Genomic DNA, 8,490 nt, shown 5'->3' on the forward strand with positions numbered 1-8,490 from the left:
CCCCGGGGAAAGCGGCTCCGGCGGGCGAGCCCGGCGAAGGCGCCGCGGCCTCCGCGGCCCGGCCCGCGGACGAGTAACAATGATCCGCTGTAGCAGCGTCCCTGAATCGGTGTCAGGCACGTATTACCGGGGGCCCGCGCGAACGCTAGCATGGACATCGGAATTCGCCGCCGCCGGACATCGGAAGGAAAAGGGAAACCGCACACCCGCCCTTTTCCGGCTCGGCGTCGACACTTCCGTACGGCAGGCTCGCGTCTCCGGTACCCGGAGCGCGCCGGACCGGTGCCGCCCGGCCGCCCCCTCCGGGCGGCACCGGTCACGCCGACCGGCGATACCACATGAGCAGGTACGATCGGCCGTCCGAACGTTCCCTCACGCCGCGGGCGATGCCCGCACCCGGCCGGTCATCGCCATTCGCGAACGCCGGAATGCAGGTTCGGACTCCCGCGTCAGATGACGTGACAAAGTGCGCGCCGCGTGCTTGTGCTCGTTCCCGGGGTCGGCGGATAGTTCTCGATGCGGCCCCCGTTCATAGCCGCGGACCCGGCTATTTCACCGCGCCCGCGGATAGCGGGCGGCACGGCCCCCCGCGCCGCGGGCCGGGGCCGCCGGGGGAATTCCTCAAAGGCAGGAGAAGGGCGTGGCCCGTTCGATGCGAGACCCGGTGGCGGCGGCCGTCCGGCCCCGGTTCACGGTACTGCTCGGTCCCGATTACGCGGGCAAGTCCGCGGCGCTGGCGGAACTCGCGCGCCGTCCCGCGGGATACCGGATCGTCTCGGCCGACGACGCCTTCCTCGCTCCGCGGCACGCGCTGATCGGGCGGCTCCGCAGGGACCTCGTCGGGGAGGTGCTCACCGCTCCCGCACGCGCGTACTCGCCCGAGTTCACCGCCGCCCTTCTGCAGACGGCCGTGGTGCACCTGCGCGACCGCCTCCTGGAGCGCGCCGCCGAGGACGCCGCCGAGGACGCCCGGGCGCCGCTCGTCGTGGACTCCTACTACTACAAGATCCTCGCCAAGCTCCGGCTCACCGGACTCGGCGACCACCCGATGTACGGCTGGTGGCGGACCTTCCCCCAGCCCGGCCACGTCGTGTTCCTGGACGTGGCGCCCGCCACGGCGTGGCGGCGCAGCGGGGACGGTGCCCTGCTCAACGGCCTGGAGCACTACGGGACCGGCGCCGGCCGCGGCGCGTTCGAGTCCTTCCGCTCCTTCCAGGCCGATCTGCGCGAGCTGCTCCTGGCGGAGGTCGGGCACCTGCCGGTGAGCGTGCTCCCCGAATCCGGCGACGTGGAACAGGCCGCGAAGGCCGTCGAGGAGGTGCTGATCCAGCATGCCGGCCACTGAGGACCGCACCGCGCCGGACCGCCTGCGCCGCTACCGGGCGCGGGTGTTCGCCGAGCGGGCCCGGCTGCTCGCCGCGTTCGGCGAGGACCAGGACGCCCTGCGGCACCGCGTGCTGCGCGACGCGCTGGCGGCCAACGCCGGCACCGAGTTCGGCCGGCTGCACGGCTTCGACCGGATCCGGACCGTCGCCGACTTCCGGAAGGCCGTCCCCATCAGCGACTACGCCGCGCTGGCCCCCTGGATCGAGCGGATGGCCGCCGGCGAGCACAACGTGCTGACCGCCGAGGACCCGGCCGTCTACTTCACCAGCAGCGGCAGCACGGGCGCGCACAAGAAGATCCCCGTCACGCCGCGGTTCATGGCGACCTCCTTCTTCCCGTTCTTCTACGCGGCGTGGGCTCCGCTGGCGGAGCACTTCCCGGGCGTCCTGGCCAGGCCGGACGCGGTGCTCAACCTCAAGCACGACCCGCTGGCCGCGCCGCCGACCACCGCGTCCGGCAGGCCGCACGTCGGCGCCAGCCAGGTCGACTTCGGCGAGCGGTTCGGCGAGCCGCTGTCCGCGGAGCCCGGCACCGCCGCGCCGTGGGCGGCCCTGCCCGTGCCCGTCGACCCCGGCGCGCAACTGGAGAAGGCGTACCTGCGGGTCAGGCTGGCCGTCGAGCGCGACGTGCGCTGCGTGATCGGCATCAACCCGGCGATGGTGGCCGCGCTCCCCCGCCAGCTCGACCGGTGGCTCCCCCGGATCGTCCGGGAGGTCCGCGACGGCACGCTCGGCGGGCACCCCTACGGCCCGCCCGATCCGGCGCGGGCCGCCGAGCTGGAACGCCTCGCCGGACGGGCCGGGACCCTGCGACCGTGCGACGTCTGGCCCCGGATGGAGGCGATCTTCTGCTGGACCACCGGGATCGCCTCGCTCTACATGCCCCGGCTCCGCGCGGAGTACGGCGCGGGCGTGACGGTCCTGCCGGCGCCCGTCGCCGCCTCCGAGGGGCCGACCGGCGTGACCCTCGACCGGCATCCCACCGCGGGCGGCCTCGTGGTGACGGCCGCCGTCCACGAGTTCGTCGACGGTGACGCCGACCTCCACCCCGAGGCGCGGACGCTGGACCCGGCGGAGCTGGAGCCGGGCCGCGACTACCACGTGGTCTTCAGCCATGTCGGCGGCCTGTTCCGGTACTCCGCCGGGGACGTGGTGCGGGTCGTGGACCGCGTCGCCGGCGTGCCGCGCCTGGAGTACGCCGGCCGGGCCACCCGGTCGGACGCGGCGGGCGAGCGGCTCCGCGACGCGCAGGTCGTCCGGGCTCTCGCCGCGGCCCTCGCCGGGGGCGGGCTGGAGGTGCGCAACGTCGCCTGCCGCGTCGTGCCCGGCGGCGAGCGGACGGCGCCGCGCTACGAGTTCGCCGTCTCCGCGCAGGGGCCCGCATGGACTCCCCGCGAGATCGAGGCCCTGCTCCCCCGGCTGGACGACGCGCTCGGCCGCGAGTCCCCCGGCTACCGGGGTGCCCGTGCCGCGCGGCGGCTGGCCCCGCCGACGCTGGCGACGCTCGGCGCGGACGCCTTCGTCCGTGACTGGGAGGACGAGGTCGGCCGCGGCGCGCGCCCCACCCAGGTCAAGGACCGGCTGTTCCGCCAGGACCCGGCCGCCTGGGCCCGCCTGACCGGCGCACCGCCCGCCGGATCGGACGCGCCCGCCGGATCGGACGCGCGCGGCCCATCGGGCAAGCGCCCCTCACCGGGCGCGCGCCCTTCACCGAGCACGGAGGAATCATGACCGTCGAGCTGGACGCGATCGAGCGAACGGCCCTCCTCACCGCCGCCCTCCGGGCCGCGGAGACCGGCCGCGAGGACCGCCTCTACGCCGACCCGTACGCGGCGCGGCTGGCGGGCCGCGCCGGGCCGTCGCTGCTGGCCGAGATCCGGGCGGTCACGTTCCCCGCGGACCGTCCCCGGAGCCTGCCCAGCACCCCCGACTACAACGCCATCCGGACCCGTTTCCTGGACGACCTGCTGCGCTCGGCCGCGGCCGACACTGCCATGACCCAGATCGTGCTGGCCCCCGCCGGGATGGACGCGCGCGCCTACCGGATCGACTGGCCGCCGCACGTGCGGATCTTCGAGGTGGACCGGCCGGTCGTCCTGGCGGCGAAGGAGGACGCGCTGGTAGGCGCGGTCCCGCGCGCCGGCCGCACCGCCGTCGGCGCCGACATGGTGACCGGCGGCTGGACCCGCGCGCTCGTCGCGGCCGGATACGACCCGGCGCTCCCCTCCGCGTGGCTGCTGGAGGGCCTCCTCTACTACCTCCGCGAGGCCGACGTCCACCGGGTCCTCGACCAGGTGCGGGAGGTGACGGCGCCCGGAAGCCTGGTCGCGGCGGACGTCGTCAACGCCGCCGCGCTGACGCTGCCGCACATGCGCGCGCTGCTCGACGTCTTCGCCGGCTGGGGCTGCCCGTGGCTGTTCGGCACCGACGAGCCCGAGGCGCTGTTCGCCGCGCACGGCATCGACGCGGTGGCCGTGCAGCCGGGCGACCCGGGCGCCGACTACGGCCGGTGGCCCGATCCCGTCCCGCCGCGGAGCCGGACCGGCGTCCGCCGGGTCTTCTTCGTCCACGGCCGCCGCCGGGCGTCCTGAGAGGCCGGGACCATGCCGAACACCGTCATCGCTGGCGCGGGCGCGGCCGGCCTCGCGACCGCGCTCGCGCTCGGCGAGCACGGCCACCGGGTGCTGGTGGTCGACCCGTCCCCGGCACCGCCCGAGGGCGACCTGCCCGACGCCGCGGACCGGTGGGACCGCCCGTCGCTCCCCCACCTCGCGCAGCCGCACACCGTGACCTCGGTCGGCGCGCTGCTGCTCAGGGACCGCGTGCCCGATCTGTGGGAGGACCTCGTCGCGGCGGGCGCGCTGCCGCTGGACCTGACCGCCGCCATGCCGGGCGGCGGCCGCCCTACCGGGACCGACGCGCAGCTGATCGCGCTCGCCTGCCGCCGCCCCCTGCTGGACCTGGCGCTCTACCGGCGGGCGCGCGCGACGCCGGGGGTCGAGATCTGGCACGGGACGACGGTGTCCGCGCTCGCGCTCGACGAGGGCCGGCGGCGGGTCGCCGGCGTCCGGACGGGCTCCGGCGCGCGGCTGGCGGCGAGCGTCGTCGTGGACGCCACCGGCCGCCGGGCCCGCGCCGCCCGCTGGCTCGCCGCGGCGGGCCTGCCGGTGCCGCCCGACCACGCGAGCTCCGCGGGGGTGCGCGTCTACAGCCGCTTCTACCGGCGCACCTCCGACGGCGGACCGCCGGGCCCGCTGAACCGCGGCAACGCCGCCGGCTTCGTGGGCGACCAGTACGCCGGCGTGCTCCACCCCGCCGACGGCCGCCACTTCTCCGTCGCGATCGGCGTCCTGCCCGAGGACCACGCGATGGGCTCGCTGCTCGCCCCCGCCGGCTTCACGGCCGCGGCGCGCTCCCTCCCGCACGTGTCCCCGTGGCTCGCGGACGGCGCCGCGGAGGCGACCACGCCGGTGCGGACCATGACGTGCCAGGCCAGCGTGCTGCGCGGGCTGGCCACGGCGCAGCGGCAGCCCGTCACCGGGCTCTTCCCGGTGGGGGACGCCGCCTGCGTCACCAACCCGCTGTTCGGGCGGGGGGTGTCCCTGGCCCTCGCCCACGGCTTCGCGCTGGCCGCCGCGATCGCGGAGCACCCCGAGGGCGGCCCGGAGCAGGGCCGGGCCGCGGTCCGGGCGGCCCGCAGGCTGCTGCGGCCCTGGTACGTCCAGAGCGCGGACGACGACGCCGAGCGCATCCCCCGGTGGCGGGCCGCCCTGGACGGGGCGGAACCGCCGCCCGAGCCGGAGGCCGACGCCGGGCGCCTCGCGCTGCGCACGGTCGGACGCGCCGCGGCGGCCGGCGACCCCGTCGTCTGGCGCGGCCTGACCCGGGTGCTGATGGGGCTGGACACGCCCGCCGCCGTCTTCTCCGACGACGACTTCCGGGCGCACGTCCGCAAGTCGCTGGCGGCGGGCGGGCCCGCCGCCCCGCCGCCGCCCGGCCGCGCGGAGCTGCTCGAAATCGCGGCGAGGTCCCGGTGACCGCGGTCGGGACGGGCCGGCTCCCCCGCCGCGCGGACGCGGCCCCGGCGCCGCGGTCCCCGCGGGTCCTGCTGGCGCCGGTGACCGTCACGCCGACCAAGCCGCTGTCGCCGAGCCACCTCAAGGGCCTGCTCTGGACCGACGTGATGTACCGCGCCACCGCGCACCTCGGCCAGGTCACGTACCGGTGCAGCCAGACGGCGCTCCACCTCACCGAGCAGACCCTCGGCTTCTGGGAGTACCTGGACCGCGTCCTCGGGGACACCGGCTACCGGGACCGTTCCGAGCAGGACATCGGCGAGCTCTACGTCCGCTACCGGGAGGAGGGCCGGGACGTGCCCGCCGAGGCGCTGCGGCCCTACGCCGAGGCCGCCGAGCGGTACGGCTGGGTGCACCCGGCGAGCCGCCGCGTCCTGGAGCTGTGGACCGCGCACTACGCGCGGCTCGGGATGCACGACCCGGGCCTCACGCTGCACCAGCCGCCGGGGTTCACGCTGGAGGAGATGCTCGCCTGGCTGGACGCTCGCGGGCTCTGCCTGGACCTGCGCGGGTCCGGTGGCCCGGTGTACCTCGATCCGACCCGGCACGGGATGCCGCTGCGCCGGCTCGTGTCCCCGGACGGCCGCCCGAACCTGCTCGCCTGCGCGCTGCGCGACCTGCTGCCGCTCGCCGCCTCGCACGACGAGGTCGTCCTGCTCCACGACACCGACCTGGAGCCGGACTACCGGCTGCTCGCCCGGGTGCTCGCGCACGCCGGGCCGCAGGTGCGGCGGGTCGCCCTCGGCCGGGTGCCGATCGACGGCCGGGTCCGCACCGCCCGGCAGGGCGACTGGCGCGGGCGCTCGGCGGGCGACCTGCTCGACGCGCTCGGCACGCCGCCCACACCGCGGGGCGAGGCGCTGCTGCGCCTGGCCATGCGCCTGTACTTCATCGGCTCCCTCGGCCCCGGCGGGCGGCGCTCCTTCCAACTGGAGGAGCTGCGGAGCCGGGTCGGCCGGGCCGGGCGGCTCCTGGACGCGCCGCCCGGCGACGACGACGTCGCCGGCTTCCTGGCCCGCCACCGCGAGGGCCTGCACGTCGACCCGTACCGGCTGACGGCCGGTCTGCTGGCCAGGCACCGCCCCGTCCCCGCGGGGGCGCTGGTCCCGGCGGTCTACACATGACGCCGTCCCTCTCCGCCGCGGACGAGCCGGCCGTGGTCCTGTCCCAGGTCCTCCTGCGCGCGGAGGTCACCCGCCGGATCCGGTCGGCCCGGCCGGACCTCGCCGCGGACCTCGACCTGTCGGCGCCGGGCGGCCTGGACGCGGCCGCGCGGCGGGCCGCGGACGCCGCGGACCTGGCCGCCGTGGCGGTGGTGCACCGGTTCGACCTGGCCTCCTGGATCCGCGCGAGCTGCGGCTTCGCGCTCGGCCTCGACCCGGCGGCGGGCGCCGGCTGGCGGCGCTCGTTCACCAGGACGATCATCCTGGCGGGCAATCCGGGCAACCTCGGCGGCCGGGTCCGTTTCGACCACCGCGCCGACGACGGGTCCTCGGCCTGGCTGGCGCCCGGACCGCCGGACCGCGTCACCGGGCTCCGGCGGCTGCTGAAGCCGTTCGACGGCCCGGGCCCGCTGCCCCCGCCGCCCACCGGGACGATCAGGGTTCCCGGCGAGGCCGGGAACCGGCCGCCCGTCCGGCACGGCCTGCACATCGCCACCGCCGGGACCACGGTCTCCCGCTGCATGATCGGCCTCAACCACCTGCTGGCCGAGGCCGTCCTCGACGGCCTCGTCCGGCCCGGCGACCGGCTCGCGCTCCACCGGGCGCCACGGCTCGGAGGGCTCGCCGGACCCTTCACCGCGCTGCGCGTCGAGCCCGACCCGCGGCACGACGACCGCTTGCAGGCGCTCGCCTGCCTGACCGAGGAGCGACCCGATGCACGCACGCCCCGATGACCCGCGGACGCCGATCAGGCTCGGCTACCACGGCTCGCCGCACGTCGCGACGCGGATCGTCCGCGCCGCGGGCCGCGCGGCGGACGAGATCGACCTCGCCGTCTACGACATCGCCGACCCGTTCCGGGCGCTGCGCGCCGGCGACCTGGACGCCATGGTCGTGAAGTTCGGCCTGGCCGAACCGGACCTGCGCCGCGGCGCGGAGCTCGCCACCGACGCCCGCGCGGTCGTGGTCGGCGACGGGCATCCCCTCGCCGGCCGGGCGTCCGTCTCGATCGAGGAGCTCGCGGCGTTCGACGCCTTCGACCGCCCGGGCCGGCTGCCCGCCTACATCTGGGACGAGGTGGTGCCGCCCGCCACCCCCGCCGGCCGGCCGATCCGCAGGCGGCACCGGGTGCGGACGGTGCCGGAGATGTTCGCGCTGGTCGCCGCGGGCGAGGCGGTGCACGTCTCGCTGGCGTCCCTGGCCGACATCGCCCCGCCCGGCGTCCGCGTCGTCCCCGTCCACGACCTGCCGCCCGCGCCCGTGTCGCTGGCCTGGCGGCGCGACCTCGACCGCGACGACGTGCTGGCCTTCGTCAAGGACGCCGAGGCGGGCGCGGCATGACCGGGCACGGCGACACCGGGCACGGCGACACCGGGCACGGCGACACCGGGCACGGCGACACCGGGCACGGCGACATCGGGCACGGCACCGGCGTGCTCCTGCTGCACGCGCTGTCGATGGACTCCTCGATGTGGGCCGGCCAGCGCATCGCCCTCGCCGAGCGCGGCCACCTGGTGCTGGCCCCCGACCTGCGCGGGCACGGGCGGCGCCCGCTGGGCGGCGCGGCCCCGTCCCTGGACGTCCTCGCCGACGACCTCGCCGCGCTGCTCGACGAGCACGGCGTCGGCGACGCGGTCGTCGCCGGGTGCTCGCTGGGCGGCTACGTCGCGATGGCCCTCCTGCGGCGCCATCCCGGCCGCGTCCGCGCCCTGGCGCTGCTCTCCGCGCGGGTCCGCGCCGACACCCCGGAGGAGCGGGACCAGCGGCTGCGGTTCGCCGCGGCGGTGCTCGATCCGCGGACCCGGGACGCCGTGGTCGCCGGCGCGACACCCCGGCTGGTCGGCGCCACCACCCGCCGGGCGCGCC

At 77.2% G+C, this 8,490-nt stretch carries 8 protein-coding genes; all 8 read left to right on the forward strand.

Annotated elements, in window-relative coordinates; genetic code table 11:
* Positions 1-640 precede the first annotated feature (640 nt).
* Entirely contained in the window at positions 641-1,345 is a 705-nt protein-coding gene (locus E1300_RS44845) for a hypothetical protein (RefSeq protein WP_207400336.1), read from the forward strand.
* The gene (locus tag E1300_RS44850) at positions 1,332-3,116 is read left to right on the forward strand and encodes a GH3 family acyl-acid amido synthetase (protein ID WP_131763372.1); all 1,785 of its coding nucleotides are present in this window, start codon (positions 1,332-1,334) and stop codon (positions 3,114-3,116) included. The genes E1300_RS44845 and E1300_RS44850 overlap by 14 nt, the downstream gene beginning before the upstream one ends.
* Positions 3,113-3,976 carry an SAM-dependent methyltransferase gene (locus tag E1300_RS44855; protein WP_131763373.1) on the forward strand — a complete coding sequence of 288 codons (864 nt, stop codon included), beginning with the start codon at positions 3,113-3,115 and terminating at the stop codon, positions 3,974-3,976. Before E1300_RS44850 ends, E1300_RS44855 begins: the two co-directional genes overlap by 4 nt.
* A gap of 12 nt (positions 3,977-3,988) precedes the next feature.
* Positions 3,989-5,422 carry an NAD(P)/FAD-dependent oxidoreductase gene (locus E1300_RS51955; RefSeq protein WP_131763374.1) on the forward strand — a complete coding sequence of 478 codons (1,434 nt, stop codon included), beginning with the start codon at positions 3,989-3,991 and terminating at the stop codon, positions 5,420-5,422.
* Positions 5,419-6,585: a hypothetical protein gene (locus tag E1300_RS44865; protein WP_207400337.1), complete on the forward strand. Its 1,167-nt coding sequence runs from the start codon at positions 5,419-5,421 to the stop codon at positions 6,583-6,585. The genes E1300_RS51955 and E1300_RS44865 overlap by 4 nt, the downstream gene beginning before the upstream one ends.
* Complete coding sequence (locus E1300_RS44870) at positions 6,582-7,358, forward strand: DUF6182 family protein (protein ID WP_207400338.1); 777 nt, start codon at positions 6,582-6,584, stop codon at positions 7,356-7,358. Before E1300_RS44865 ends, E1300_RS44870 begins: the two co-directional genes overlap by 4 nt.
* Positions 7,339-7,965, forward strand: coding sequence for a LysR substrate-binding domain-containing protein (locus tag E1300_RS44875; protein ID WP_131763375.1), 627 nt, complete (start codon positions 7,339-7,341; stop codon positions 7,963-7,965). The genes E1300_RS44870 and E1300_RS44875 overlap by 20 nt, the downstream gene beginning before the upstream one ends.
* On the forward strand, positions 7,962-8,490 hold a 529-nt coding region (locus E1300_RS44880; protein WP_131763376.1), incomplete at its 3' end, for an alpha/beta fold hydrolase. The genes E1300_RS44875 and E1300_RS44880, both read left to right, overlap by 4 nt.

Origin of the sequence: Actinomadura fibrosa (assembly GCF_900659615.1) — a bacterium.
Lineage (GTDB): Bacteria > Actinomycetota > Actinomycetes > Streptosporangiales > Streptosporangiaceae > Spirillospora > Spirillospora fibrosa.

Bases quoted from the DNA above. Each gene is read 5' to 3' on its own strand.
- E1300_RS44870 (WP_207400338.1), top strand. From the start codon at position 6,582: ATGACGCCGTCCCTCTCCGCCGCGGACGAGCCGGCCGTGGTCCTGTCC.
- E1300_RS44850 (WP_131763372.1), top strand. From the start codon at position 1,332: ATGCCGGCCACTGAGGACCGCACCGCGCCGGACCGCCTGCGCCGCTAC.
- E1300_RS44855 (WP_131763373.1), top strand. From the start codon at position 3,113: ATGACCGTCGAGCTGGACGCGATCGAGCGAACGGCCCTCCTCACCGCC.
- E1300_RS44875 (WP_131763375.1), top strand. From the start codon at position 7,339: ATGCACGCACGCCCCGATGACCCGCGGACGCCGATCAGGCTCGGCTAC.
- E1300_RS51955 (WP_131763374.1), top strand. From the start codon at position 3,989: ATGCCGAACACCGTCATCGCTGGCGCGGGCGCGGCCGGCCTCGCGACC.